Below are 25,742 nucleotides of genomic sequence, written 5' to 3' on the forward strand. Positions count from 1 at the left end.
CGCCGTCATCAGAATGAGACCCCATCGGCCGGGCTCCGTCAGTTCTTGACATCCAGAGATTCCCGCCGCCTGCCCTTGGCCGCCGGCCTGGCAGCAGCCGTCCTCGGCGCAGCCTCCCTTGGCCTCGGCGTCGCCAACGGCAATGAAGCTGCCGACGTATCCCGGGTGGCCAGCGCCGCCGGGGCCGGCAGCGAGGTACAGGTCCAGCCCACCCCGTCGGCCGCAGTCCAGTCCGCTCCGGCGCCCGCCCCGGCACCGGCAGCCGCACCCGCGCCCGCACCAGAGCAGGCTCCGTCCCAGGCGCCGGCTCCCGCGGCACCCGCCCCGGCACCGGCCGTTGCGGCTCCTGCACCGCAGTCCCCCATCGCCGTGGCACCAGCCTCGGCACCGCTGGCAAACAGCGGGACGCCCATGCCCGCAGGGGTCCCCGGAAACTGGACCATGACCTTCGCTGACGATTTCAACGGTTCAGGCCTGGACAGCGGTAAATGGTCCAACTGCTGGTTCTCCCCCAACTGCGGAACCATGAACAAGGTGGCCACCAGCCCAGCCAACGTCTCCGTGGCCAACGGCAACCTGGCCCTCAGCCTTGCCTCCTCGTCTTCCGGGTCCTTGGTCTCCACGAACCCGAAGGGTGGAGCGGGCACCGGGTACCAGTTCACCACCGGGTATGTCGAGGCCCGCATCAAGTTCCCCGGCAACGCCAACGGTCTCTATAACTGGCCCGCGTTCTGGACCACCGGGCAGTCCTGGCCGGCCACCGGCGAGAACGACATCGCGGAGGTCCTCCAGGGCAAGATGACCGTGAATTACCACTCCGGCTCCGGGTCACACAACCAGGGTGGCGTCGGCGGCAACTGGGCCAACGAATACCACACCTTCGGCTTGCACCGGATGGCCAACTCGTCGGACGTCTACTTCGACGGCGTGAAGGTCAAGTCCTACCCCACGGACGACGGAAACGCCCCGCAGTACATCGTGCTGAACGTCGGCGCTTCATCGACGAACCCGGTGTACGGCCCGCAGTCCCAACTCCTGGTGGACTACGTCCGCGCCTGGCAGTAGCCGGCCACGCGCCCCCTTGGAAAGGGCGACGGCGGGACTTCCCGCCGTCGCCCTTTTTGGCTTCCTGCGGTTCCCCACAAAGTTGCCCAGAGCAACCCTGCCACCCGAGTGTGATCCAGTACACTCTTGCAATGAAGCTCCTGTACGTGACGGAAAGCGTGCCAAACCGGGACCCGCAACTCGGTGATGGAAGCTCCATGATCCCGTACGAAGTGATCCTTCACCTTCCCGCGGATGTTGCCGTCACGCTGCTGACGTTTTCCGGCCCTGTCCCGGTTCCGGCGGAGCTCCGGGCCCGCTGCGAAACCGTCCACGAACTAGCCCCGCGGGACGACCCCGCCGCATTTGTCCGCTCCTTCGGCGGCCTCGCCGGCCTGGGAAAGCACCGGCGCTCCACCCCGTCAGCGCGGGCAGCGGCAGCCACCCTGTCCGGCAGCAGTGAGGCCACCCTCATCCATGGCCCGCACGCCCTCTTCCTTTCGCATCATGTGGCCGGTCCCGTGGTGCTGCAAACGGTGGACCCTTGGTCCATCCGGGCCGCCATGGACACGGATATTGCCCGCTCCCTCCGGCCGGCCTACCGGCTGCGCGAGCACCTCGCCGAACGGGCGGAACGGTCGCTGCCCGCCAGGGCGCGGCTGCTGACCGTCGGGGCACAGGACGCTGAAGCCTGGTCCGCGAAGCTCGGCCGGTCCGTGAAAAGCATCCCCAACGGAACCAGCGTGGCCGCGGGGCCGCGTCCGGACCGGAAGGCGCCGGTGGTTTGCTTCGCGGGCAGCCTCAACTACGCCCCCAACGTGGACAGCGCCACGGTCCTGGCCACCCGTATCGCTCCCCTCGTGTGGCGGGAGGTCCCGGAGGCACGGTTCGTCATCGCCGGGCGGCAACCCACAGCGGCAGTCCAGGCGCTGGCCGGTCCACACATCGAAATCCTGGCCAACGTGCCCTCACTCCCGGATGTCTTCAACGGGGCCGACGTCGCCGTCTTCCCCGACGAACACGGCGTAGGCATCCGAAACTCCGTGCTTGAGGCCCTTGCCGCCGGGCTGCCTGTAGTGGCCTCCCCGGTGGCGGCACGTGAACTTCCGCCGCACCCGCTGCTCACCGTCGAGGCCGGCCAGGACGCGATGGTCCGCAAGGTCGTAGAACATCTCAGGGCACCCCGGCCGCCGCACGTAACCCCCGGCGGCCTACTGGACCAGGCCGCCCGCGCCGTCCGGTCCTGGGACACGGTGGCCGCGGAGTACTTGGCCGAAGTGCGGGCGGCCGTGGCCGCGTCATCCCCTGCCGGGGACTTATCCGGCACGTCAAGGCAACTGTGACCTACGCGCCCGGCGAGCTGGAACGCAGGGGAGTCCGGGGAGCCTTGTGGCAGGGGCTGGCCTTTGCCTCCGGGCGGATCATTGTGCTGGTCACCACCGTGGTGCTGGCCCGGCTCCTCTCTCCTGAAGAGTATGGCCTCGTAGCCCTGGCGCTGGTCCTCATGGCATACGCCGAGACCATCGCCGATGCCGGGGTGGGCCAGGCACTGGTGTATCTGCCCAAAACGAAGGTGATTGCCCGTTCAGCGCTCCTGCTCTCGGTGGCGCTGGGAACCGTACTGGCCCTGGCCGCCGTGCTCGCGGCCGATGCTGTGGAAGACCTCATCGGGCTCGACGGCGTGGCTCCCCTGGTGCAGGTTCTCGGCGTCTCCGTCCTGGCCACGGCCTGCGGCGCCGTTCCGGAAGCGATCATGCGCCGGGACCTGAAGTTCCGGCAACTCACCGCCGCTCCGGTGCTGCGTGCCGCGACCATGGGGACGGTGACCCTGTACCTGGCCTTCACCGGCCACGGCGCGTGGTCGCTCGCCGTCGGAACGGCCGCAGGCTCGGTGGCCTACGCTGCCACCTGCTGGTTCCTGGTCCGCCACGAGGCGCCGTGGCAACTCTGGCGCGTCAGCAGGAGTGCCCTGGGCGAGAACATCCGCTTTGGTGCTCCTGTTGCTGGGAGCACGATGCTGGCCAGGGCGATCTTCGACGTCGACTACCTGGTGATCGGGATCGTCCTGGGGGCCCATGCGCTGGGCCTGTACACGCTCGCCTTCCGGCTCCCGGAGGCCCTGATCCTCAACGTGTTCTTCGTGCTGTCCACCGTCCTGTTTCCGCTGTATACGCAAGTCCGCGGTGACCGGCAGCGACTGCGTGACGGGTACCTGAAAAGCGTCACGGTGCAGGCCCTGTACGGCATCACGGCAGGGGTGGGACTTGCCGTGGTGGCTCCGGTCCTGGTGCCGGTCCTGTTCGGGCAGCAGTGGGAGGAATCAGTGACGCCGCTGGTGTTCCTTGCCCTGTACGCGGCGGCTCGATCGCTGGGCGCCGGAGCGAATGACGTCTATAAAGCCCTGGGCAGGCCGGGGCTTTCCATCTGGATCTCCGTGGTCCGCCTGGTGGTCCTGCTCCCTGCGCTGGTCTTCGCCACGCGCTGGGGCATCGTTGGTGTCGCGTGTGCCCAGATGGTGGTGGCGGTGGTCTTCGCTTTTGGTATGCAGGCCGTAGCCGCCAGGGTCATGGGGACAAGGATGCGCCGCATGCTCCGCGCCGCGGCACCCGGCCTGGCGTGCGGGGCGGCCGTGGCCCTGGTGGGCCTGTTCAACCTGTCACGGCATGCGCTGGGACCGGTGCTGACGCTCGCCGTCATGGTTGTTGCCGGCGTGGGCCTGGTCTACGCTGTCCTGCGGTTCGGCTACCGGGACCTGCACGACGAGATCCTGGGGCTCTTCAAGCGCCGCCACGAACCCTCAGGTCCGGCACGCGACCACGCGTCCTGAGCCCGGCGGTTTCCCAAGGGCCGCTGTCGTTTCCCGGGCGCCGCCGAAAGGCCGGCGTGTCCCGGGCGGCGCCGTTTCCTAGGCGGCTGTGACGGCGTGGCGCCACAGCCAGTAGTCCCGGTCCGCCTGGAGTGCGGCACGAACCTTGTCCCTGCCCTGCGACGGATCGGCTTCCGTTTCCTGTGCCAGGCGGTCGGCGAGCGTTGCCGTGGACCGCGCCCAGGTGGTGATCACCAGCAGCGGCAGCAGCGAGGCCTCCACTCCCCGCGTGCCAAGGTGGCGCGAAAGCGGGTCCAGCGCCCAACCCCCGGGGCCAAATGCCTTGTCGAAGGCTGCGACCTGGGCGTCCCGGGCGAACGCCTGCTCGCTGGACTCACTGAGGTACTGGAGGTAGAACACCAGGTCGTGGCCGGGGACGCCGTCGGTCAGGGAGCGTTCCCAGTCCATGACCTGCAGGCCACTGCCGGGCTTGACCAGCAGGTTGGGGTGGCTCAGGTCGCCGTGCTCAATGACGGCCGGGAGCCGGGCGGCACGCAGGGGTTCGAGGAGTTCGTGGGTACGCTCAACCAGCTGGCCGGTTTGGGCGTCCGGTCCGGCCAGCCGCTCCAGGGCCGCCAGCGGGGCGGTGACGGCGCGCTGGTACCAGTCAGGGTTGTCCGTTGCAGCATGGGTGCAGGGCAGGGACCCCACAAAGCCCGTCCCGGCCGCGACGGCAGCCGGGAGGTCCGCGGCCACCTTCCGCGGATCCAGGGGAATACCCGTCAATGCCGTCTCGACCAGGACCGTGTACGGTCCCTCGTCGCGGATTCCCACCAGGCGTGGAACACCCGGGCTGTCGACGGCGGCTGAGAGCTGGTCCAGCATGGCGGCCTCACGCCTGACTCCGCTGCTGTCTCCGGGCTGGCGCGGGATCTTCACCACCAGGGCGGGTTCGCTTCCACGGGCCGGAAAAACCAGGGCCACCACGTGCCGGGAGGTGGTGAAGCGCGGGGTCAGCAGCAGCGTTTCCCACCCGCTGCCAAGGCCGTAGCGGTCAAGGGCGAATTCCTCGAAGTGCTCCCGGAGGAACTGGTCGACGAAGCTCATGGCCGGCCTCCCCCTTCCGGACGCCTGCCCGTGACGGTGCCCTCCGGAACCATGAGGTCGAAGACGTGAAGTGCCAGGGCCAGGTGGGCCGCGGCAGCTTTGAGCGCTCCAAACCGCACATCCTTCCGCAGCGCCAAGGTGTCACGGATGGCCACGCCCGACCGGACCGGAACCAGCCTGGCGGTGCGGTCACGGTTGGGGGCATTCCAGTAGAGGGTGACGTCCTGGTATCCGCGGCGCTCCAGTGTCCGCTTCCATCCCCGGAGCGTCCGGGGGCCGGAGCGCTGGAGCAACGAACGGCTGGCTTCCACGCAAATCCATCCCCCGGGTTCCAGCGCCAGGCCGGCGGCTTCCACGTGTCCGCGGCCCGGAGATGCCAGCAGCACCACGTCGCATGACGCGCCGGCCGGGCCGGCCAGGCGGACGGCCTCCGGGTACAAGAGCCGCAGCGCCGCCTCCGTTTCCTGGCTCACCTGTCCGGCGAAACCAAGGTTGCGGGGCTGCAGGACCGGAATCAGGAATCGCCAGTCCAGGAGGCGCCAGAGGTGCAGGGCCAGGGCCTCTGCCGCGCCGGCGCCAGGAGCCGCCGGGGCCACCGGGGCCACACTTTCCTGCGCAGCAGGACTCCTGCCGTTACCGGGATTGCGACGTCGGGTGGCCGGTCGGGTGCCGGCAGGGCGGGACAACGTCTCCCAGACAATGCCGGTGGCCACCCGCTGGACGGCCGCCGCCGGCTGCGCCGCATCGACCACCCGGCCGCCGGGGAGGCGCCCGGCCAGCTTCAGGTAGTCCTGCCGCCAGGATTCCAGCAGCTCCGGGCTGTGTTCGCCTTTTCGCTCAAACATCACGGGGCCGGGTACATCCAGCACGAGGAGGACGTCCGGGGCCGGGATTACCGCCAGCGCGAGTGCGTTGCTCATCCCGGCCAGGGGTCCGCCGCCGGAGCCGCCCAGCAGCGCGTCGTACGCTACGCGGTCCATCAGCACTACCTTGCCCATGCGGCGGTAGAACCTGGCCAGTACTCCGCCGCGCACCAGCCGGTAGATCTTCTTCCCGGTCCGTCCGCCGGGGATCCGGCCTAGGACCTTGTCCCAGGGGCCGGCTCCCCACAGGCCCATGTAAACGTACTTGGTAGGCAGCGGAACGTCGGCGTGCAGGCCGTTGAGCAACGTGGTCTTCCCGGCTCCGTCCGGTGCCATGACGCCCAGCAGCGGAGTGTGCCCGCGGACTTGGGCCCCGGCATGCCTCAGCACCCTGTTGGCTCCCGCAATCAGGCGCGGGCTCAAGCCGCCGCGCCAAGCGGCACGCATGCGGGCCGCCGTCCCGGGAACGTCGTCGAACCGTCCGTCCAGGACCGATTCCACCATCTCGGCCACCAGCCCGGCACCCACCCGGCGCCTGACCGACTCCGCGATGCGCCCGCCGTCGGCCGCTGTCCTTGCTGCGGCACGCGCCAACGGGTGCCGCTCCGGGGAAATGCTGCCCTTGTCCATGAACAGGTGGAGCAGGAGCAGCCATGCCTGGTCGGCAGGGTCCGGCATCCAGTGCGTTCCGCGGCGCACCCTTCGGCGCAGGCAGCGGGCCGCCCACGGGGTGCGCCACTGCTGGTAGGGCCCGAACGCGAGGTCGGAGACGACATCGAGCTTGATCCAGGCCCCGTCATCCACCGCATAGTGGAAGTAGAACCTGTGGCTGCCGTGGCCCGGCGCCCGGACCCGGCAGAACCCCGCGGCAGCCAGCAGTCCATCCAGAACGGGCAAGACGCCTTTGTCCACAAGGATGTCCACGTCGCCGGCCGGCAGGGCGAGGTCATCTCCGCCGCGGAGCAGCAACCACGGCCAGCTGCACGCATCGAGGGCATCGAAGACCGCGGCCAGCCGGGGATGGACACGCAGGATTTCCGTCGCGGCACCACCGGCCGGCAGGTTGTTCAGGACGTCCACGGCGCCACCCTCCAATCGGTTGCCGGAGCCAACTCCGGGGGTACGGGGCAAAGGTGTTCGGGGGGCCTAGGGTGTGTAGGCATACTGCACCACCCAATCGACCTGGAGGTGTCCGGCAGTGCCGGGGGCGGGGAAGGTACTGGAGGCGTCGTCGGCCGTTTCCACCTGGAGCGTCCAGCGCATGGGGGTGTCCGGCACTCCCGCCGGCTTGGTGGTCTGGTCCACGAGCTTCCCGTCAAGGAACCACTGGACCAGGCCGGGACGCCATTCGATGGTGGCAACGTGCCACTGCCCCGGCCGGCCCGCCGAATAGCGCCTGTCACCGGGGTCGAACTGCATGCCGGTCGGCGTCCGGGTTCCCTTGATCGCGGAGTTTCCGTAGAGGGACCCGTCCAGGGCGCCCTCCGGCCAGTCGATCTCTCCCTCGTTCCAGTCGTCGCTGGCCGGCCAGAGGAGGAATGCCACCTTGTAGCCCGGAATGGAGTCGTACCTGAACCGGACGGAATACCTTCCGTAAGTCTGGCCCGAGTACCCGAACGGGATGACGCTGGCCACCCGCGGCCGGTTGTTCGAATAGTGGAGGTGGAAATCGAGGTAGCCGTCGTGGACCGACAAGACCTGGTCAGGGGTGTACGTTCCGAACCCTGAGGAATCGGAGAGTCCGTCGTAACCGCGCATGTCCTGGCCGTAGACGCCGCCTACGGCCCCTGGTGCCGCAGCGACGTTGAAGTCCTGGACCATGGTCTGGCGCCAGGAGGGCAGGTCCCCGCGGGGCGCCCCGTTGACCTGCGATGAATCGGCATGCAGGGCCAGCAGGGCCGCCCCCACCAGGGAAAGGGACGTCGCCGTGACCAGCGACAGTTGGTACACCCGGCCGCTAGTTGCCCCAGTCAGCACGGGAAACCTCATAGATACGCACCGACTTGTTCTCAAAGACAACCTGTGCGGCTTTGGATACGTCCAGGTCGTGCTCCAACGGGACCATGGCATCCTTGGAGAACTGCCGCAGGACACCGGTCGAGGTCCGCTGCTGGAGGTCGGAGACCACAACGAACAGCCGGTCCGAGGCCCGCAGGTTCGCTCCGGCCCGGGTCTTGTCCACATAGGCCACCATGTCGTCCCCGGTGAAGGGCTGGGTGGAACTGTGGAGCTTGGAGGCAACCGAAACCAACTGGCCGGTGCGGAGGTAGAAGGAATAGTGCGGGCCAATCAGGAGCGGCAGGTGGTAGTTGGTTTCCACCACCGCATCGCCCTTCCGGACGTTCGAATCGAGCCAGCGGCTGGCCGAAACATCCGCCGCGGGCACCCGGACGTTGGCCTCGTTCTGGAAATACACCGCGGTGAACATGACCGCCAGGACCGTGACCGCCGACGCTGCCCCTACCACCGTCCTCCTGGTGGGCACCCTGCCGGCCCAGAGGAACCACGCCGCGCCGATGGCCAGCCACGGAAGGGCAAACATGAACACGCGGAGCCTGCCTTCGCCGCCATAGGAGGTGCCGAAAAGCCCAAGGATCGGCGTTGCAGCCAGCGTCCCCACGATCAGGGTGGTGCGGATGTTGCCCAGGCGGATGTTGCGGATGAATCCAAGACCGGCCAGCAGTGCGGTGAACAAGGACAGGGCGAGCGCCTCGCGGGCCAGCCACCGACCGGAGAGAAGGGAGGGGCCGGGACTTCCGTTGGACGCCTTGTACCCGGCGTTGGCGAAGAAATCGAAGCCGCTCAAAAGGCCGTACTTGCCCGCTACGAAATCGACGTTGGGCAGGAGGTAGAGCAAAGCCATCAGCAGAAGTGCCGGTGCAACCCAGGCGGGCTTGAAGTAGCGGGTCAGGAACAGGGGGAAGAGCCCCAGGATGGCCAGGTAGGGAGTCAGCTGGTGGCTCATCACGATCATTGCCTGCAGGACAAGGACCGCAACGATGGCCAGCGCCTGCTGCAGGCCGCTGTACGTTGGGGGTTCATCCACCTGGGCCCCGGACTTGGCGAGCCGGGCCGCCACCCGGCGCTCCAGCTTGAGTACCCAGCCGGCTGGTGTGCCGCGCAGGAACGTCAGGATCACCAGGCACATCGTCAGGTGCAGGGTGTAGGCAAAGGCCTGCGGTGAGTAGTAGTTCTGGTTGAGCCAGTTGGTGAGGGTGAACACCAGGGCGGCGGTCCAGTAGATCCGCGGGTTCCGGGTCAGGGCCCGGGCGATTGCGAGCACCAGCGCAACACTCATGAGCGCGAACACCGGTTCAGCCCAGCCTGCGTACGCCATGGGGTCCTGGTATCCGCTGGATTCGCCGAGGAAGGCGCTGAAGAGGAAAAACCCGGGCCAGCGGTTGTAGATATCGATGCTGGGATCGAAATGCCCGGTGGTCTGGATCAGGTCCGTGACGGCAATGTGTTTGTACGTCCACGGCAGCCGCGGGACGGCGGTCAGCAGCCCGGCAGAGGAGTACAACATCACCACCAGCCCGGTCAGGGAGGCTCCCGCGAGCCAGCCTGAATGCATCCGCTGCCGCGAGATGCTCCAGATGCACAGGGCCACGACCAGCGCCAGCGCGGCGTACCAGGTCACCGGGAAGGCAGTCAGGAGCCCTAAGTCACCCAGGCGCGGGTTAGTCGCGGCAAGGGAGGCCACCCACATGCCCATGGCGGCGACCAGGACCAGCCACGGCGCATAGGTGCCGGGTTGCGGGCGAGGCAGCGGGGAGGAGGCAGCCCGGATCCGTTCCGGGCCGGGAACCAGGAGGGCGACGGCGGCTGCCAGCATGATCCCGACGGCGGCGGGCCGGGGATTCCAGAGTTGCAGCCAACCCATGGCCGCGGCGGTCAGGGCGAAGGCCGTAGCGCCGGCAACGAGCGTGAATACCAGGCGGGCTGCCGGGTCCACACTGGGGAGCCACCGCACCAGCGCCCAGCCGGGCAGGACCAGGCAAGCCAGGAGTTTGGCGCCGGCGAAGGTCTCACCCCCGATGTCGAACAGGATCAGGGCCGCCGTCACGGTGCTCAACAAGGCCAGGGCGTAATCGGCGTATCCGGGCCTGCGCCGGCGCGACGTGCGGGAGTTCATGGGACCGGAGACGTCACCCCTGATAAGAAGCGCCATACTGTTTCAACTCCTGGGTTGGCTTGCCACTGGCGGAGGGTTTCTCCGCACCAGCACTGGGTGGACTGTGTTTGCTAACTGCCGGCTGTCCGGCGGGACTGCAGGTACTTGTAGGGGCCCACGGCCACGGCCAACATCTGCAGCCAGGCGAGCCTGGCCACCTGGGCTTCGAGGGAACCGTGGGCTGGTGGACCTTGGAGAGCCGGCCGGGCAGGGTGCTGGTGGGCCAGGTATTCCATCCCCACGCCCCAGCTCCTGGCCAGCGCCAGCCTGGCGGTGTGCGGGTCCATCATCACTTTCGTCATCCATGCGCCCAGCCCGGTGCCGTACCCGCGGGCCTGCACCCGGAGGTCTTCGAGTCCGTCCCGGTGGCGGTGCCACACGATCGCTGCCGGCTGGACCACCAGGGCATATCCGGCCAGGATGACCCGGGTGAACATGTCGATATCCTCGCCGCCGCCCGTGGGGGTGCCCACGCCCAAGGCCGGGTCGAATCCGCCGAGGGTGAGGGCGGCGTGGCGCTTCAGGGCGAAGTTCGCTCCGGTCCCGAAAGCCCCCGGGCTGAACGGGAACTTCGGCAGCCCCTCGGGCGGGTCTGCCAGGGAATAGACCCGCGGCACCAGGCTCCGCGACCAGCTCACCTTCGCATCGAAGTAGCCCTGGGTGGGGGTCCTGAGCTCCCCTGCCGGGACCAGGCCGGTGACGCAGGCCGCCTCGGGAGCGGCTTCGAACGCAGCGGCAATCTCCCACAACCAGGACCTGTCGACAACCACGTCGTCGTCCGTGAACGCCACCAGGCTTCCCCTGGCGTGTTCCAGGCCGGTGTTCCTGGCGTTGGACAGGCCGGGAGCGGGTTCGGTGACCAGGCGCACGCGCTTGTCCCTGAAGTCCCGGCGCACCAGTTCCTCCGTGTCGTGCGTCGCCGGTGCGTTGTCAACCACCACCACGTCGAAGCGGGGATAGTCGAGCGCAAGGATGGTCATCAGCGCCGCCCGCAGCTGCGGCGTGCGGTCCCTGGTGCACACCACTACTGTGATGTGCGGGGCCGTCACTGCCGGCGGGAATGAAGTGACACGTGGCAAGGCCGCCAAGGCGTCCTCGAATACAACCCGATCCACGATTCCCGACGGCGACGGCACGTCGACGAATCCCCGCACGACCCCCGACGCGCGCACCAACAGCCGTGCCCGTTCGTATCCGGCATGGTTCTCCAGTTCAAAGTGCGAGCAATCCGCAAGATCCTCCAGGTCCACTGACCCGATCCACCGGGCCCCCGGCCAGACCGGAGGCAACACGGACTCCATGGCGGGCACCAGGATCAGTGCTTCGCCCTGAAGCCCCTCAAGCACACGGCTGGCGCCCTCGCTCATTGCACTTCCCTCCACTGACCGCCGGCCGGAACCAGGGCGTCGTCCGCCTCATCGGGGCCCGTCCAGTGTTGGAGGCGGCGCCCTTGGAAGTACCCGGCCGCAGTGCAGGCAAGCACCGCAATCACGGCCCCCGCACGGCCCAGCCCGTCGGCGCTGCCGTCGCGGCCCCAGGAACGCAGCCCGGTGAACACCGCCCGCGGAAGGACGCTGCGCACGTACCGGCGCTCGGGCCCGAGGGCCCGTTTGTGGCCCACCAACTGGCTGACCTGGGCTTTGGAGAGCCCTTCGGACCAGGAGCGGGACATCATGTACCGCAACGTTCCGCGGGAGGCGGGGACGTGGTGGTGGACCAGCGCCGCCGGTTCGTACACGATGCGCGAGCCGGGCGACCCCATCTGGGAGCGGATGCAGATTTCGGTCTCCTCACAGCCCAGCGGCAAGGTGCCCTTGCGTCCCAGCGAGAGGTTGAATCCGCCTACTTGGCGCAGGACCTCGAGCCGGAAGGACATGTTGGCACCGATGACGTTGCGGACTTCGGAGGCCACCCGCGGCATGCCCCGGTGACTGCAGCCCACGATCCAATCAAGTTCCTCCGCGAAATAGCCCGGCCGGCCGGCCTCCCACAGCGGGACCACCTTGCCGCCCACGGCCAAAACGTCCGGATCGTCGTACAGCGCCACCAGGCGCTCGAGCCAGTCCGGCGCTGCCTCGGCATCGTCGTCAAGGAAGGCGACAATGTCCGACTCAGCGAGCCCGACGCCGGTATTGCGTGCCCCGGACAGACCGGCCTGCCCGGTGCTCTCCACCACGGTGACGTCGTCGACGATCTCGACCAGCCTCTCGTACAGGTCCTCGTTATGGTCAACCACCACCAGCACCTGGTCCGGGGCCAGGGTTTGCTGGCGCACCGACTCGATGACATCGAGCAACATCCCCCACCGCGCCGACGTGTACGCGCAGATCACCACCGTCACGGAAAGGGGTTTCATGCGATCAAGCATGGTGGCTCACCGCCGGAGTAAGGACGCTGTGCGGGTCCACGGGCAGGCGCGGGAAGCGGACGTTGGAGTAGGTGTACTTCACGCGGCGGAGGGCCTCGGGGCGTGCTCCGGCTGTGGGGGCCTCCCACACGGCGCATTCCCGGGCCAGGGTGTGCAGCACGCGCCACCCGTCGCGGAACGTCTGCAGGTTGGAGGCGCCGGAGATCCTGTCCAGCTCCAGGCTGGGGACCTCGGCGATCCGCAGTCCCGCCTTGGCGGCCCGGACGATGAGTTCGGTTTCGATTTCGAAACCGTCGGACTCAAGCTCCAGCACCTCCAGGCATTCGCGCCGGAAAGCGATGTAGCCGTAGCAGAGGTCCGAATAGTTGCTGTGCAGGACAGCGTTCGCAAGTCCCGTCAGTGCCCGGTTGCCGGCCTTCCGCAGCCGGGTCAGGTCTTCGGACCCGCCGCCGGTGACGTGCCGGGATCCCTTGACGAAATCGAAGTCGTGCTGGAGGGGCGCCACGAACCACCCGATCTCCTGCGGATCCATGCTGCCATCGGCATCCAGCATCACAATGATGTCCCCGCTGGCGGCCGCGAAGCCGGAACGAAGGGCCACGCCCTTTCCTTTCCGGGGTTCGTTGACCACCACGACGTCCGAGCGAAGCGCCTTGGCCACTTCGACGGTGTTGTCCTGCGAACGCCCGTCCACGATCACCACTTCATCGACGTAAGAGGGCATCCGGCGCAGAACCCAGGGAAGGTTCTTTTCCTCGTTCAACGTGGGAATAACAACGCTGATTGAAGCTTGTGGAAATAAGAGTCCCGGCTGGGAAAACAAAGCCGGCAGTTGGGGCGAAATCGACAATTGCCTCACCACTTCATGACAGTTCGGATTCTGGACAATGCCGCCGGCGGTTTCGCCGCGGCACATACGCTTGATCCGGTCATGGTCTGGTCGCTGATCCCCCAGCAACCCATCGCCAATCCTCTGGCCGTTCCCGGCAGACTACCCCCTACCTAATCCGGGTATCACGAGTAGTAGGTACTCACTTTTTACCCGGGGTTTACCCCCTGTTAGGCAAGTAGAGGGCTCGGTGTTTGCCGTTCCGATTAGGTATAGGGGATTACTGCGCGCCCGAAACCATTAGGTAGGGGGAGTGCAAAAACCCCCATTTAGGTAAGCCACCTACATTGCCCACGGCGGCGTTCAGGCTTACGCTTCTCGGTACTTGGGGGCTTGAGCTCTTTGTTTCTGGGCCAACGGGCATACGTCCCCTGAACTTTTCCTCATGCCCCAGGAGTTCCCTTATGAAGCTCAGACACTTCCCCCATCGGATGGGCCAGGCCCTCGTCGTCGCACTCGTTCTCGCAGCTTCCATCCTCGGCGTACCCGGTGCCGCTGTGGCCGACACCGTTTACGGCACCCAAGGCATGGCCTACTCCGGGGTGGCGAACCCGCCCACATCGGACAAACCACAGAGCAAGTTGTGGTGGAACGACGGATCCTGGTGGGCGGACATGTGGAAGACCGGCACCGGATGGAGTATCTACCGGCTGGACCGGACCTCCAACAGCTGGGTGGATACCGGAGTCGTGAACGACACCCGGGGCAGCACCCTCGCGGATACGTTCTGGGACGGCACCCATCTGTTCATCGCCTCGCATGTGGTGACCGTCAGCACCGACGGCACTCCCAAGCCATCACTTTCCGGCCAGCCGGCAAAGCTTTACCGGTACAGCTATTCAGGCGGCAAGTACACGCTGGACAGCGGTTTTCCCACCACGATCACCAACAATTCAAGTGAATCCATGACGATCGATGCGGACTCCATCGGCGGAATCTGGGCGACGTGGACGCAGGTGGGCGGGAACTCGACGTCCGGCTTCACCAACACCGTCTACGTGAACTACTCCAGCAACAACGGCGCAACGTGGGGTACCCCGTTCATCCTCCCGGTGGCCAGCCCCAACCCGGCGCCCGATGACATTTCGGCCGTGGTGGCATTCGGCGGCGGCCAGATCGGCGTCATGTGGAGCGACCAGCGGACCGACACGATGTGGTGGGCCACGCACGCCGACGGAAAGCCCGCCAACTCCAACTGGAAACTCCAGCCGGCAATCAGGGGCAACGGTCAGGCCGATGACCACCTGAACCTCAAGACCCTGCAGGCAGACACCTCGGGCCGGGTGTTCGCCGCAGTGAAGACGAGCCTCAATGACACGTCCTCCAACAAGACACTTCCGCAGCTGGTCCTGTTGGTCTTCAAGCCGGGCACCGGCGCCTTCACCCAGTCCACCATTGCCACCACCGGCGACTGCGTCTCCCGCCCACAGATCGTGCTGGACACCCAGAACAACCTGGTGCGGGCATTCCACACGGCACCGCCCACGTCGGTGTCCGGCTGCGCGTTCTCCGGCGTCGCCGGCAGCATCTACGAGAAGACCGCCTCCATGGACAATCCTGTCTTTGGATCGGGGCGCGGCACACCGATCATGCAGGCTGCGTCGTCGTCGAACATCAATGACGTCACCACCAGCAAGCAGAGCGTGAACAACACCACCGGGCTGGTGGTCATGGCCAGCGACAACGTGGCCAAGCGCTACTGGTTCTCCGACCGGCCCTTGGGCGGCACTCCGCCGCCGGCAGGGCAGGCGCCGGTGGCATCGTTCACCGCCAACCCCACCACGGGCACGGCGCCGCTGAACGTCACCTTCACGGACACGTCCACGAATACGCCCACGTCCTGGGCGTGGGACTTTGGCGACGGCGGCACGGCAACAATCCAGAATCCCGCCCATTCCTACGCGGCGGCCGGCACCTACACCGCCAAGCTCACGGCCACCAACAGCACGGGTTCGTCCTCCGCGACGGCCACTATCAGCGTCACCAGCACACCACCACCGCCGACATCCGGCGGGATCACGGTGGTGAACGCCAACACAGCGAACTCGGGCACCGCCGTGACCACGGCTTCGCTGGCAGTTCCCGCCGGCACTTCCGCCGGTGACGTCCTGGTTGCCGCCATCACCGTGGACCTCAATCCCGGCCTGACGGCGCCTGCCGGCTGGACCGCGATCGTCAACGGGCAGTCCATCAACAGTTCCTCCACCTCCGGAGCACGGGCTTACGCCTTCTACAAAGTGGTGGGCGCCGCCGACCCGGCCACCTATAACTGGACCCTCAGTTCAGCGGCAAAATGGGGTGGCGGCATCACGGCATACCGTGGAGTCAACAACACCGCGCCGCTGGACAGCCCGGTGGTGACGGCGGCTGACACCAGCTACTCCGCCACCAGCATCACGGTGGGCAGCATCACCACGGCCACCAACGGCGCCATGCTGATCGGCGGAGTGGGTTGCGACTGCAGCGCCCCGGTGGTCACCGCGCCATCGGGCTGGACCGAACGCTGGGAGGCCGCGGCCGGCCAGGTTGCCGAGCAGGCGGACAAACCGCAGGCGACGGCGGGGGCCAGCGGAACAGCCACCTGGACGTTGAGTGCTGCCCGCGCGATCGTTGCCTGGCGAACGGCGCTTAAGCCGGCCGCCTAGGCATACCCGACGAGCGATAAGGGAAGCGGTTCCGGGGATCCATACCGGCCCCGGGGCCGCTCCTTGCCGTTTGGCGAAATACAAAAAATGGCGAAGTAAATTTCGCACCAAATGCATACTGACGCATTCTTGAGTAATTTCCGTGCCAAATCTTGATGAAATCCAGCGGTAACGGTGTGGTGGAATGGTTCATTCCGGGGCTATATTCACTCATACCGGATGAACCCGCGCTGGGGCGCGTGAATCAACCTTAAATTGGCAGTGCAAGAATGCGGTCTCCTTCTTCGACGAATGGGGAACGCCATGCCGCTAGTGGGCCGGAACAAAGAACTGGACCGAATCCTGTCCGTCGTCCGCGGACCCAAGGAAGCTGCCTTGGCGATAGCCGGCAACAGGGGCACGGGAAAATCAGCCCTGCTTGCAGAAATCCCCACCTTGTCCGACTACCGGACCGTCTTCATGGCTGCCAGCGCCGCCGAATCGGACTGGCCGCTGTCCGGACTGACGGCGCTCCTGAACAACATGGACGATCCGGTCCTCAACCGGATCGCCGACGATCTTCTCCGCGACACCGCCGGAGACCTGAACGTTCCCGCCGTGTCCGGCATGCTCCTGAACGGCCTGCACCAGCGTTCGTCGTCCCGGACCGTGATCGTGATCGACAACGCCGACCAGCTGGACCACAGCAGCCAGGAAGTCCTCGGGTTCCTGGCCCGCCGGCTCGCCGGCACCGACGTCGTCCTGGTCTTCGGACTGCGGGCGGACCTGCCCGAAGGCCCTTTCAGCGGCTTGCCCGTGCTGCAGCTTGGCCCGCTCACGTACAGCGACACCGTGCGGGTGCTCGAAAGCATCCCCACCAAGCGGACCACGACGGCGGCCGCCCATGCGGTGGCCGCAGCCACCCGCGGCAACCCCCTTGCCGCCGTCGAACTCTACAAGCAGCTCATGGACAGGCACGCTGAAGGAAAGTACGCCCTGCCCGTCCCGCTCGCATCGGTGGGAAGCTTTGACGCCGAGCACGCGTCAGCGGTGGGTGCGCTGACCCCCGGCGCCCGCGGCGTCCTGGACCTGCTGGCGCTGTCCTACCGCAGCGATATTTCCACGATCGAAAAGATCGACCACGACGTGTGGACCAGCGTGGACGAGCTCCTCAGCGCCGGCCTGGTCAAGCGCACCGGGCCGCACCTCGGGATTAGCGACCAATTGCTCAGGGGAGCCGTCTTCAACGCCATGACCCCTGCGGTGCGCACCGCCAACCACCGCGCCCTGGCGGAAGCAGCCAACAACACCGACCCCTACGCCCGCAGGTGGCACCTGAGTTTCACCGCACTGGAACGCAAGACCCCATTCCAGCTGCTCCGGCACGCCGTCGACCTGATCCGCGGCGGCGAGGTGGTTTTCGCAGTGGAGTACATCGAACGGGCACTGACCATCAATCCTTGGGAGGCCGAAACGGCGGCACGGCTCACCACGCTGGCGGAACTCCTGTTCAACCGGGGTGAATTTGTCTATGCCCGGCGCTACCTGGAATGGGCGCAGCGGGTGACCCGGAACCCGGCGCTGATCCTGCGGCTTACCGGCCTGTCCTTCGAGATCCAGTTCGCCCAGGGCGCCGCCGTGCGCTCCAGCATGGTGCTGCGCCTCGTGAAAGAGTTCGGCCAGCACGATCCCGCCTACGCGGCGAGCCTGCTGGCCATCGGAGCCCTCTACTACGCCGAGCGGTGGGAGTTGAAGGACGCGGCCGAACTCCTCCGGTGCGGCAGCGGCTTCAAAGGCTCCGCTTCCGCACAGTGCCTGGCTATTGCCGGCCGGGCCGCAACCCTCGTGGAATCCATCAGCGGCAACACCGCGAACCTTGCCTCCAAGTACGAGCAATCCGGCACCGCGCGGGTTGCCGGGCTCCTGGTCCAAGGCCGGGCGCTGACCTACGCCGAGCACTATGAAAGCGCCCAGGAAGCTTTTGCCATGCTCCGGGGCTCGGCCGAACCCGGCCACGTCAACTGGCGCGAAACCGCAGCCCTGATGGCAGTCGACAACGAAATCAGGGCGGGGAACGTCCGCGCCGCAGTCACGCTGATCGACGACCTGGACCGCACCGAACCGGAGATCAAATACCACCGAGGGGTACGGCACTACTTCCGGGTCTGGCGCGCCTACGCCACGGGTGATGCCGCACGTGCCCAGGCGCACGCCGTCGAGGCCCACCGTTATGCGGGCACGGAAAGCCACCCGGCCCTTACTGCCCAGCTCGCCGCATGCCAGGGGCATTTTGCCTTGCTGCGCGGTGACTTGGCGGAGTCCGTTGCCCAGTTGTCGCGGGCCGTCGAGATCGGCATGGGGTTCGGCAACCCCACCCTCCTGCGGTGCGAGGCCGATCTGGTGGAGGTGCTCATCCGCCTTGGCCGGCACCATGAGGCCACCCAGGCGCTAATGCGCCTCGAGGGCCGTTCCGCAGGGTTGCGTTCCCCCTGGCTGATGATGGTCGTAACCCGGAGCCGCGCCATGCTGGCCGACGGCGAACAATCGCTGCAGCTCTTCTCCCAGGCCCTCCAGGGCCGGAACGGGCACATGCTGGAGCACGCCAGGACACTGATGTGCTACGCGGAGCGGCTCCACGCCTTTGGCAAGCTGCGCGACGCACGGGACGCCCTGCTCCGGGCAAAGGTGATGTTCGACGAGGCAGGAGCGGACGCCTGGACCCAGCACGTGGATGCCCTGCTCCTGGACGAACGCGTGGAACCGGTCCGGCAGCAGGGCAACCCGGCCTTGCTGATGCTCGCAGACCATGAGCGCTCATTGGCCAAAATGGTGGCCCGCGGCATGCGGAACAAGGAAATTGCCGCCACGCTGTATGTCTCGGTGCGCACCGTGGAGGTGCGCCTGACTGCCATCTACCGAAAACTTGGTGTCGAGTCCCGGGCCCAGCTCACCGCCCTCGCGGCGGATAAGGGACCGGCCGCCAGGGAACCCTACGTGTTGCCCGTTTTGTAGGCGAAATCCCTTCAGTTGCGGTACCCGCAGTTTCCACAGCCTTCCCTTGCAAGACCCACAAAGGCCGCGCCGGCCTCCTTCAAAGCCGACTTTCCGCGGCTAGTTTTGCTTCACAGCCAGGGGACAGGCGCTACGACCGAGAGGGTGATCATGGCAGAGATACCAGTTGTCAGGACCCGACGTTCAGCCTTCGACTGGCTTGTTCCGCCCGCTGCTGCACAGCGGGCGGCAACACAGCAGCCGGTGGCAGGGGAAGCCGCAGGAACCCGGTTCCCCCTGCCACCGGCAGCCCCCTTTCTTCCCGCGGCACACGCCCGGCCCCGCAAGGCAACGGCAGCCTGGATCAACCGGCACACCAACCTCCTCCGGTCCGCTGACGCGGTGGTGGTCATGCTCTCCGCCTATGCCGGATTCCTGCTTTCCGAAGCGGGCTTCTCACCCGAGGGCCCAAGGGACGGCGGCGCCGCTGCCGCGGCCGCCGCGCTGACGGCAACCTGGCTGGCGGCGCTGGAGCTCTACCACACCAGGGATCCGAGGGTGCTTGGAATCGGCGCTGACGAGTACAAGCGGGTGGCCGCTGCCACGCTCCGCATCTTTGGCCTCCTGGCCCTCGCTGCCGTGATCTTTTCCATCCACGGTGCCAGCGCGTTCGTGACCGTGTCCCTTCCGCTGGGCCTGGCGGCCCTGACGCTCAACCGGCGGGCATTCCGCCGCCGCCTGACCGCCGAAAAGGCCAAGGGGCGCCACCTCTCCCGCGCCGTGGTGGTAGGCGAGCCGGAGGACGTCCGGTACGTGGTCCAGCAGGTCCGCAAGTCCGGGGCTGTCTACGAGATTCTCGGCGCCTGCCTTCCGGGGGCACGCCGCGGCGCAGGACTGCGGGTGGACGGCTGCACGGTGCCGGTCCTGTCCTCCACGGACGATATCGCCCGAACAGTCCGCTTGGTGGACGCTGACTCCGTGATCATCGCCGGCCCCCTGCCGGGCGGCAACCGGTTCATCCGCGAGCTTGGCTGGAAACTCGAGGAGTCCTCCGCGGAGCTGATCCTCGCAGCAACACTGACCAATGTTGCCGGTCCCCGCATCCACTGGCGGCCGGTGGACGGCCTGCCCCTCATGCACGTGGACATCCCGCAGTACGGCGGGGCCAAACACGCCATGAAGCGGATCATGGACGTGGCCGCGGCGCTGGCGGCCCTTCTGGTGCTCTCACCGGTCCTCGTGGTGCTCGCGCTGATCGTGAAACGGGACAGTCCGGGGCCGGTCCTTTTCCGGCAGGCCCGGATAGGCAAGGACGGCCACGTCTTCGGGATGTACAAGTTCCGGTCCATGGTGGTCGACGCCGAGGCGCGGCTGGCGGGGTTGAACCAGCAAAACCAGGGTGCCGGGGTGCTCTTCAAGATGAAAGACGATCCCAGAGTGACCCGCTGCGGCCGCTGGATGCGCAAATACTCGCTCGACGAGCTCCCCCAGCTTTGGAACGTGGTGCTGGGCGACATGAGCATGGTGGGTCCCCGGCCGCCGCTGGACCGGGAGGTCAGCGGCTACGAGCGCCACACCCACCGCCGGCTGCTGATCAAGCCGGGTATCACCGGCCTTTGGCAGATCAACGGCCGCTCGGACCTTCCGTGGGAGGAAGCGGTCCGGCTGGACCTCTACTACGTCGAAAACTGGTCCCTTGCCGGTGACCTCCTGATTCTTTGGCGGACGTTCCGGGCTGTCGTCCGGCCGTCCGGCGCTTACTGACACACTCACAAATGGGAAGACAATGACATGAGAAAATTCGGCAGTCCCTTCCACTCCGCCAACCACCCGCAACCTGCACCGAAACTCGGCATCGCCGTCGTCGGAGCCGGCTACTGGGGTCCCAACCTGGCGCGCAACCTCCAGGCAAGCCCGGACTGGGACCTGGTGGCCATTTGCGACCTGGACATCGACCGGGCCCGCAAGCTGGCGGCCACGCTGGGGCAGATTCCCTGCGTCGAGTCCATGGACGAGCTCCTGGACAGCTTCGACGTCGATGCCGTGGCAATCGCGACGCCGGCGCGAACACACCATGGCGCGGTCATGACGGCGTTGCGCGCCGGAAAGCACGTCCTGGTGGAAAAGCCGTTGGCGGACAGCAGGGAACACGGGCTGGAGATGGTGGCCGAAGCGCGGGCAAACGGCCTGGTCCTGATGGCGGACCACACCTACTGCTACACCCCGGCGGTGCTGAAGATGCAGGAGCTGGTGCAGTCCGGATCCCTGGGCGAGATCCTGTTCGTGGACTCGACCCGGATCAACCTGGGCCTGGTGCAGCCCGACGTCGACGTTTTCTGGGACCTCGCCCCGCACGACTTGTCCATCCTGGACTTCGTCCTCCCGGGCGGCCTCAACCCCGCCGAAGTCTCGGCGTTCGGGGCGGACCCGCTGGGGACCGGCCGCGACTGCGTGGGCCACCTGAACTTCCGGCTCCCCAACGATGCCACCGCCCACGTGCACGTGAACTGGCTCAGTCCCACCAAAATCCGCCAGATGGTGATCGGCGGATCCTTGCGGACGCTGGTGTGGGACGACCTGAACCCCCAGCAACGGCTCAGCGTCTACGACCGCGGGGTGAGTTTGGACCGGCAGCCGAGAACGGCCGGCGAGAAGGCGTCCACCGCCGTCTCCTACCGTTTGGGGGACACGTGGTCCCCGGCGCTGCCCGAACGTGAGGCCCTCGGCCAGGTGGTGCAGGAACTCGCCTCCTGCATCCGCACCGGACGGCAGGCACGGACGGGCGGCGCCTCCGGGCTCCGGGTGTTGTCCGTCCTCGAAGCGGTCACCCGCAGCCTGACCCTGGACGGCCGGCCCACCCCCGTGGCGGGTGCCGCGATGGCCGGCACCGGCGCGGAACTGGAGGGGGCCCGGTGAGCACCCTGGAGGGCGCCAACGTCCTGGTCACCGGCGGAGCCGGCACCGTCGGCTCCACCCTGGTGGACGCCCTGCTGGCCGCGGGAGTGCGCCACATCGATGTCCTGGACAACCTGGTCCGCGGCAGGCTGGACAACCTCTCCGGCGCCCTGGCCACCGGGCAGGTCGGACTGGTGCGGGGCAGCATCCAGGACCGTGACCTCGTGCATGACCTCACCCGAGGCAAGGACCTGGTATTCCACCAGGCGGCCATCCGGATCACCCAATGCGCCGAGGAACCCCGGCTGGCTTTGGAAGTGCTGGTGGACGGCACTTTCAATGTCCTGGAGGCCGCCGCGGAACACAAGGTGGCCAAGCTCGTGGCCGCCTCCAGTGCGTCGGTCTACGGGATGGCCGAGGAGTTCCCGACCGCGGAACGGCACCACCACGCCAACAACGACACGTTCTACGGCGCTGCCAAGTCCTTCAACGAAGGGATGGCCCGGAGCTTCCGTGCCATGACGGGCCTGGACTACGTGATGCTGCGCTACTTCAACGTCTACGGGCCGCGAATGGACGTCCACGGCCTGTACACCGAGGTCCTGGTGCGGTGGATGGAACGGATCATGGACGGGCAGCCGCCACTGATCTTCGGCGACGGACTCCAGACCATGGACTTCATCCACACGGCGGACGTGGCCCGAGCCAACGTGCTGGCCGCGGGCAGCAGCATTGCCGAAGGCACCTACAACGTGGCCAGCGGGACGGAAACCAGCCTGCTGGACATGGCCCGCACCCTGCTGCGGGTCATGGGCTCGGACCTCAGCGTCGAGCACTGCCCCGCACGGCAGGTGAACAGCGTGGTGCGCCGGCTGGCCGACACGTCCGCGGCCGCCCGCGACCTTGGCTTCAAAGCGGAAGTGGAACTCGACGAAGGACTGCGCCAACTCGTCAGCTGGTGGATGCCGCTGCGCAACGAAATCGCCGCCACACGGAAAGTTGGTGCCTGATGACTGCCGAACCAGTCCTCGCCCGGATCAATGTCATGAAGCCTTGGCTCGGCGACGAGGAGGCACGGGCCCTGGCCGAGGTGGTGGCCTCCGGCTGGGTGGCGCAGGGGCCCAAGGTCAAGGAGTTCGAGTCCCGGTTCGCGGAGTACCAGGGTGTCCGCCATGCGGTGGCCACGTCCAGTTGCACCACCGCCCTGCACCTCGCCCTGGTGGTGGCCGGAATCGGACCCGGGGATGACGTTGTGGTGCCCTCCCTGTCCTTCATTGCCACGGCCAACGCGGTGACCTACGTCGGTGCCAGGCCGGTGTTCTGCGACGTGGATCCGGCCACCGGCAACGTGACGGCGGAAACCCTCCACGCGGCCCTCACCCTGGACACCAGGGCCGTGATTGTGGTGGACCAGGGCGGCGTGCCGCTGGACCTGGACCCCATCCGCGAACTCTGTGACCGGCACGAGATCATGGTGATCGAGGACGCCGCCTGCGCAGTGGGGTCGATGTATAAGGGCAGGCCGGTGGGTGCGGGCGCGGATGTGGCCGTGTGGTCCTTCCATCCGCGCAAGATCCTCACCACCGGTGAGGGCGGCATGCTCACCACCAACCGGGCAGATTGGGCGGCCAGGGCCAGGACCCTGCGGGAGCACTCGATGAGCGTGTCCGCCGCCGACCGGCACGGATCGCTCCTGGCCCCGCCGGAGGTGTACCTGGAAGTCGGGTTCAACTACCGGATGACGGACCTGCAGGCCGCCGTCGGAATCGTCCAGCTGGGCCGGCTGCCGGAGGTGCTGGAGCGGCGGCGGAGCATCGCGGCGCGCTACGTGGCCGGCCTTTCCCGGGTGCCGGGCCTCCGGCTGGTATCGGACCCGCCCTACGGCACCACCAACTTCCAGTCGTTCTGGGTGGAGGTGCTGCCCAGCTTCGGGACCACGCGGGACGGGCTGATGGAACTGCTGGCGGACGCCGGGATCTCTGCACGGCGGGGCATCATGGCCGCGCACCGCCAGCCGGCCTACCGGTGGCGGAACGCGGGCGGCTCCCTGTTGCAACAAACCGAGCGGCTCAACGACAGGACCCTGATCCTTCCCGTCTACCACGAACTGGACGACGAAGGGCTGGACCGGATCATCGGCACCATCCGGGGCGCGGCTGCAGGATACGCGCGTGAGTGAGCTGATCCTGATAGCTGCCAGTGGCCTGGCCCGCGAAGTCCTGGCGATGGTGCGCAGCAGCGGCCAATATGACGTCGTCGGCCTGCTGGACGACGACAAAGAGATGGCGGGCGTCACCGTGGACGGGGCACCCGTCCTTGGGACCATCGATGACGCCGCGAAGTACACGCACGCGTTCGTCCTGGTATGCATTGGATCCGGCAGGATCCGGGAATCCGTCGTGGAGCGGCTGACGGCCATGGGCCTCACGGAGGCACGCTACGCGACGGCGATCGACCCCTCGGTCCAGTACCCGGAAGGATGCCGGGTGGGCAGGGGAAGCATCCTGCTCCGCAACGTCACGCTCACCGCATCCGTCACCCTGGGAGCGCACGTGGTGGCCATGCCTTCGGTGACCTTCACGCACGACGACGACGTGGCCGACTTCGCCACGTTTGCCGCGGGTGTGTCACTGGGCGGCGGAGTCCGGATTGGCCGGGCAGCCTACCTGGGAATGAACGCCAGCGTGCGCGAACGCACTTCAGTGGGCGCCTACGCCACCGTGGGGATGGGAGCGGCGGTGCTGAGCAACGTGCCTGACGGACAGACGTGGGTTGGGGTGCCGGCCCACGAAATTGACGGCGAAAGATTCAGTGTTGGGGGTATTTCATGAATTCCGACGTGGATGTGCAGGCAGTCCCGCTGGTGGACCTGGCAGCACAGCAGGCTGAGATCCATGACGAGGTGATGGCCGAACTGGACACAGTCATGAGTTCGGCGTCCTTCATTGGCGGCCCGGCCGTTGCGTCGTTCGAGGCGGCGTACGCCGCTTTCCTGGGCGCACGGCACTGCGCCGGCGTTGCCAACGGAACGGATGCGCTGGAACTTGCCCTGCGTGCCGGGGGCGTGCGGCCGGGCGGGGAAGTCATCCTGCCGGCCAATACCTTCATCGCCACGGCCGAGGCGGTCAGCCGGATCGGGGCAGTCCCGGTGCCTGTCGACGTCGACCCTTCCTTCCTCCTGATCGATCCCGACGCCGCCGCGGCCGCCGTAACCTCCCGCACGCAGGCGATCGTGCCGGTGCACCTGTTCGGGCAAACCGCCTTCGTGGAAAAACTGATCCCCGTTGCAGACTCCTGCGGCGCGGTGATCATCGAGGATGCCGCGCAGTCCCAGGGCGCAACACGGTTCGGCCGGCACGCGGGCACTTGGGGCCTTGCCGCCGGGACCAGCTTCTACCCCGGCAAGAACCTTGGCGCCGCCGGGGACGCGGGAGCCGTGCTGACATCCGACCCCGGCGTGGATGCCCAGGTCAGGTTGTTGGGGGCGCACGGGAGTTCGGTGAAGTACCGGCACGACGCCATCGGCTTCAACTCGCGCCTGGACACCGTCCAGGCGGTCGTCCTGAAAGCGAAGCTGGCGAGGTTGCAGGGCTGGAACCTGCGGCGCAGGGCTGCGGCGGAACGCTATGCGGCGTTGCTGGCGGATGTGCCGGGTGTCGAGCTGCCGCAGGAGGCACCGGGGAACGCGGATGTGTGGCACCTGTACGTGGTGCGTGTCCGGCACCGGGACGCTGTCCTTGAGTCGTTGCACGCGGCGGGGATCCAGGCGGGAATCCACTACCCGGTTCCGGTGCACCGCAGCGGGGCGTACGCGGGCCGGACATCCGGTTCATTCCCCGTGGCCGAGGATGCTGCCGGGCGCATCCTGTCCCTCCCGCTGTTCCCGCATATCACTGCCGAACAGCAGGAACGGGTTGCTGGGGCGTTGTCATGCGCAGTGACGAAGCAGTAGTCCGTTGAGGCCGTCCGTGCGGGGAAGGC

The 25,742-nt window shown here is 67.4% G+C and carries 18 protein-coding genes; 11 read left to right on the forward strand and 7 right to left on the reverse strand.

The window, feature by feature from the left end; translation table 11 throughout:
• Positions 1-45: 45 nt before the first annotated feature.
• From AC4EEV_RS10970 to AC4EEV_RS10980, 3 genes are all read left to right on the forward strand, one after another.
• On the forward strand, positions 46-1,065 hold the full coding sequence (locus AC4EEV_RS10970; protein WP_285318970.1) for a glycoside hydrolase family 16 protein: 1,020 nt from the start codon (positions 46-48) through the stop codon (positions 1,063-1,065).
• Positions 1,066-1,196: 131 nt separating this feature from the next.
• Positions 1,197-2,387 carry a glycosyltransferase gene (locus tag AC4EEV_RS10975; protein WP_491328944.1) on the forward strand — a complete coding sequence of 397 codons (1,191 nt, stop codon included), beginning with the start codon at positions 1,197-1,199 and terminating at the stop codon, positions 2,385-2,387.
• Positions 2,384-3,871, forward strand: coding sequence for a lipopolysaccharide biosynthesis protein (locus AC4EEV_RS10980; protein ID WP_018762863.1), 1,488 nt, complete (start codon positions 2,384-2,386; stop codon positions 3,869-3,871). Before AC4EEV_RS10975 ends, AC4EEV_RS10980 begins: the two co-directional genes overlap by 4 nt.
• A 78-nt stretch (positions 3,872-3,949) precedes the next feature.
• On the opposite strand, the gene AC4EEV_RS10985 is transcribed toward AC4EEV_RS10980, so the two are convergent.
• The 7 genes from AC4EEV_RS10985 to AC4EEV_RS11015 all read right to left on the reverse strand — a co-directional run bounded on the left by AC4EEV_RS10985 (position 3,950) and on the right by AC4EEV_RS11015 (position 13,125).
• Complete coding sequence (locus AC4EEV_RS10985) at positions 3,950-4,957, reverse strand: aminoglycoside phosphotransferase family protein (RefSeq protein WP_018762862.1); 1,008 nt, start codon at positions 4,955-4,957, stop codon at positions 3,950-3,952.
• Entirely contained in the window at positions 4,954-6,900 is a 1,947-nt protein-coding gene (locus tag AC4EEV_RS10990) for a hypothetical protein (RefSeq protein ID WP_491328945.1), read from the reverse strand. Before AC4EEV_RS10990 ends, AC4EEV_RS10985 begins: the two co-directional genes overlap by 4 nt.
• Positions 6,901-6,966: 66 nt before the next feature.
• On the reverse strand, positions 6,967-7,797 hold the full coding sequence (locus tag AC4EEV_RS10995; RefSeq protein ID WP_491328946.1) for a glycoside hydrolase family 16 protein: 831 nt from the start codon (positions 7,795-7,797) through the stop codon (positions 6,967-6,969).
• On the reverse strand, positions 7,778-9,991 hold the full coding sequence (locus AC4EEV_RS11000; protein WP_491328947.1) for a hypothetical protein: 2,214 nt from the start codon (positions 9,989-9,991) through the stop codon (positions 7,778-7,780). Before AC4EEV_RS11000 ends, AC4EEV_RS10995 begins: the two co-directional genes overlap by 20 nt.
• Before the next feature lie 74 nt (positions 9,992-10,065).
• Positions 10,066-11,361, reverse strand: coding sequence for a glycosyltransferase family 2 protein (locus AC4EEV_RS11005; RefSeq protein WP_018762859.1), 1,296 nt, complete (start codon positions 11,359-11,361; stop codon positions 10,066-10,068).
• Positions 11,358-12,350 (reverse strand): glycosyltransferase, encoded by a 993-nt coding sequence (locus AC4EEV_RS11010; RefSeq protein ID WP_018762858.1) that lies wholly within the window; start codon positions 12,348-12,350, stop codon positions 11,358-11,360. The genes AC4EEV_RS11005 and AC4EEV_RS11010 overlap by 4 nt, the downstream gene beginning before the upstream one ends.
• A 4-nt stretch (positions 12,351-12,354) precedes the next feature.
• Complete coding sequence (locus tag AC4EEV_RS11015; RefSeq protein ID WP_240617709.1) at positions 12,355-13,125, reverse strand: glycosyltransferase family 2 protein; 771 nt, start codon at positions 13,123-13,125, stop codon at positions 12,355-12,357.
• Between the two features lie 530 nt (positions 13,126-13,655).
• Here AC4EEV_RS11015 and AC4EEV_RS11020 point away from each other — a divergent pair.
• From AC4EEV_RS11020 to AC4EEV_RS11055, 8 genes are all read left to right on the forward strand, one after another.
• Entirely contained in the window at positions 13,656-15,896 is a 2,241-nt protein-coding gene (locus AC4EEV_RS11020; RefSeq protein ID WP_491328948.1) for a PKD domain-containing protein, read from the forward strand.
• A gap of 303 nt (positions 15,897-16,199) precedes the next feature.
• Positions 16,200-18,887 (forward strand): helix-turn-helix transcriptional regulator, encoded by a 2,688-nt coding sequence (locus AC4EEV_RS11025; RefSeq protein WP_491328949.1) that lies wholly within the window; start codon positions 16,200-16,202, stop codon positions 18,885-18,887.
• A gap of 150 nt (positions 18,888-19,037) precedes the next feature.
• Positions 19,038-20,630: a sugar transferase gene (locus AC4EEV_RS11030; protein ID WP_243835521.1), complete on the forward strand. Its 1,593-nt coding sequence runs from the start codon at positions 19,038-19,040 to the stop codon at positions 20,628-20,630.
• Between the two features lie 27 nt (positions 20,631-20,657).
• A complete protein-coding gene (locus AC4EEV_RS11035; RefSeq protein WP_491328950.1) occupies positions 20,658-21,782 on the forward strand; it encodes a Gfo/Idh/MocA family protein in 1,125 nt (374 codons plus the stop codon).
• Positions 21,779-22,771, forward strand: a complete 993-nt coding sequence (locus tag AC4EEV_RS11040) for an NAD-dependent epimerase/dehydratase family protein (protein WP_491328951.1) — start codon at positions 21,779-21,781, stop codon at positions 22,769-22,771. The genes AC4EEV_RS11035 and AC4EEV_RS11040 overlap by 4 nt, the downstream gene beginning before the upstream one ends.
• Complete coding sequence (locus tag AC4EEV_RS11045; RefSeq protein ID WP_018762851.1) at positions 22,771-23,940, forward strand: DegT/DnrJ/EryC1/StrS family aminotransferase; 1,170 nt, start codon at positions 22,771-22,773, stop codon at positions 23,938-23,940. The genes AC4EEV_RS11040 and AC4EEV_RS11045 overlap by 1 nt, the downstream gene beginning before the upstream one ends.
• Positions 23,933-24,592 (forward strand): acetyltransferase, encoded by a 660-nt coding sequence (locus AC4EEV_RS11050; RefSeq protein ID WP_285318953.1) that lies wholly within the window; start codon positions 23,933-23,935, stop codon positions 24,590-24,592. Before AC4EEV_RS11045 ends, AC4EEV_RS11050 begins: the two co-directional genes overlap by 8 nt.
• Positions 24,589-25,713, forward strand: coding sequence for a DegT/DnrJ/EryC1/StrS family aminotransferase (locus AC4EEV_RS11055; protein ID WP_018762849.1), 1,125 nt, complete (start codon positions 24,589-24,591; stop codon positions 25,711-25,713). The genes AC4EEV_RS11050 and AC4EEV_RS11055 overlap by 4 nt, the downstream gene beginning before the upstream one ends.
• Positions 25,714-25,742: the final 29 nt, after the last annotated feature.

This window comes from Pseudarthrobacter sp. MOO14, assembly GCF_058267675.1.

What these genes read in the sequence shown, in the direction of transcription:
- AC4EEV_RS10975 (WP_491328944.1), top strand. Translation starts at nt 1,197, where the DNA reads ATGAAGCTCCTGTACGTGACGGAAAGCGTGCCAAACCGGGACCCGCAA.
- AC4EEV_RS10985 (WP_018762862.1), bottom strand. Translation starts at nt 4,957, where the DNA reads ATGAGCTTCGTCGACCAGTTCCTCCGGGAGCACTTCGAGGAATTCGCC.
- AC4EEV_RS11000 (WP_491328947.1), bottom strand. Translation starts at nt 9,991, where the DNA reads ATGGCGCTTCTTATCAGGGGTGACGTCTCCGGTCCCATGAACTCCCGC.
- AC4EEV_RS11005 (WP_018762859.1), bottom strand. Translation starts at nt 11,361, where the DNA reads ATGAGCGAGGGCGCCAGCCGTGTGCTTGAGGGGCTTCAGGGCGAAGCA.
- AC4EEV_RS11010 (WP_018762858.1), bottom strand. Translation starts at nt 12,350, where the DNA reads ATGAAACCCCTTTCCGTGACGGTGGTGATCTGCGCGTACACGTCGGCG.
- AC4EEV_RS11020 (WP_491328948.1), top strand. Translation starts at nt 13,656, where the DNA reads ATGAAGCTCAGACACTTCCCCCATCGGATGGGCCAGGCCCTCGTCGTC.
- AC4EEV_RS11025 (WP_491328949.1), top strand. Translation starts at nt 16,200, where the DNA reads ATGCCGCTAGTGGGCCGGAACAAAGAACTGGACCGAATCCTGTCCGTC.
- AC4EEV_RS11030 (WP_243835521.1), top strand. Translation starts at nt 19,038, where the DNA reads ATGGCAGAGATACCAGTTGTCAGGACCCGACGTTCAGCCTTCGACTGG.
- AC4EEV_RS11035 (WP_491328950.1), top strand. Translation starts at nt 20,658, where the DNA reads ATGAGAAAATTCGGCAGTCCCTTCCACTCCGCCAACCACCCGCAACCT.
- AC4EEV_RS11045 (WP_018762851.1), top strand. Translation starts at nt 22,771, where the DNA reads ATGACTGCCGAACCAGTCCTCGCCCGGATCAATGTCATGAAGCCTTGG.
- AC4EEV_RS11055 (WP_018762849.1), top strand. Translation starts at nt 24,589, where the DNA reads ATGAATTCCGACGTGGATGTGCAGGCAGTCCCGCTGGTGGACCTGGCA.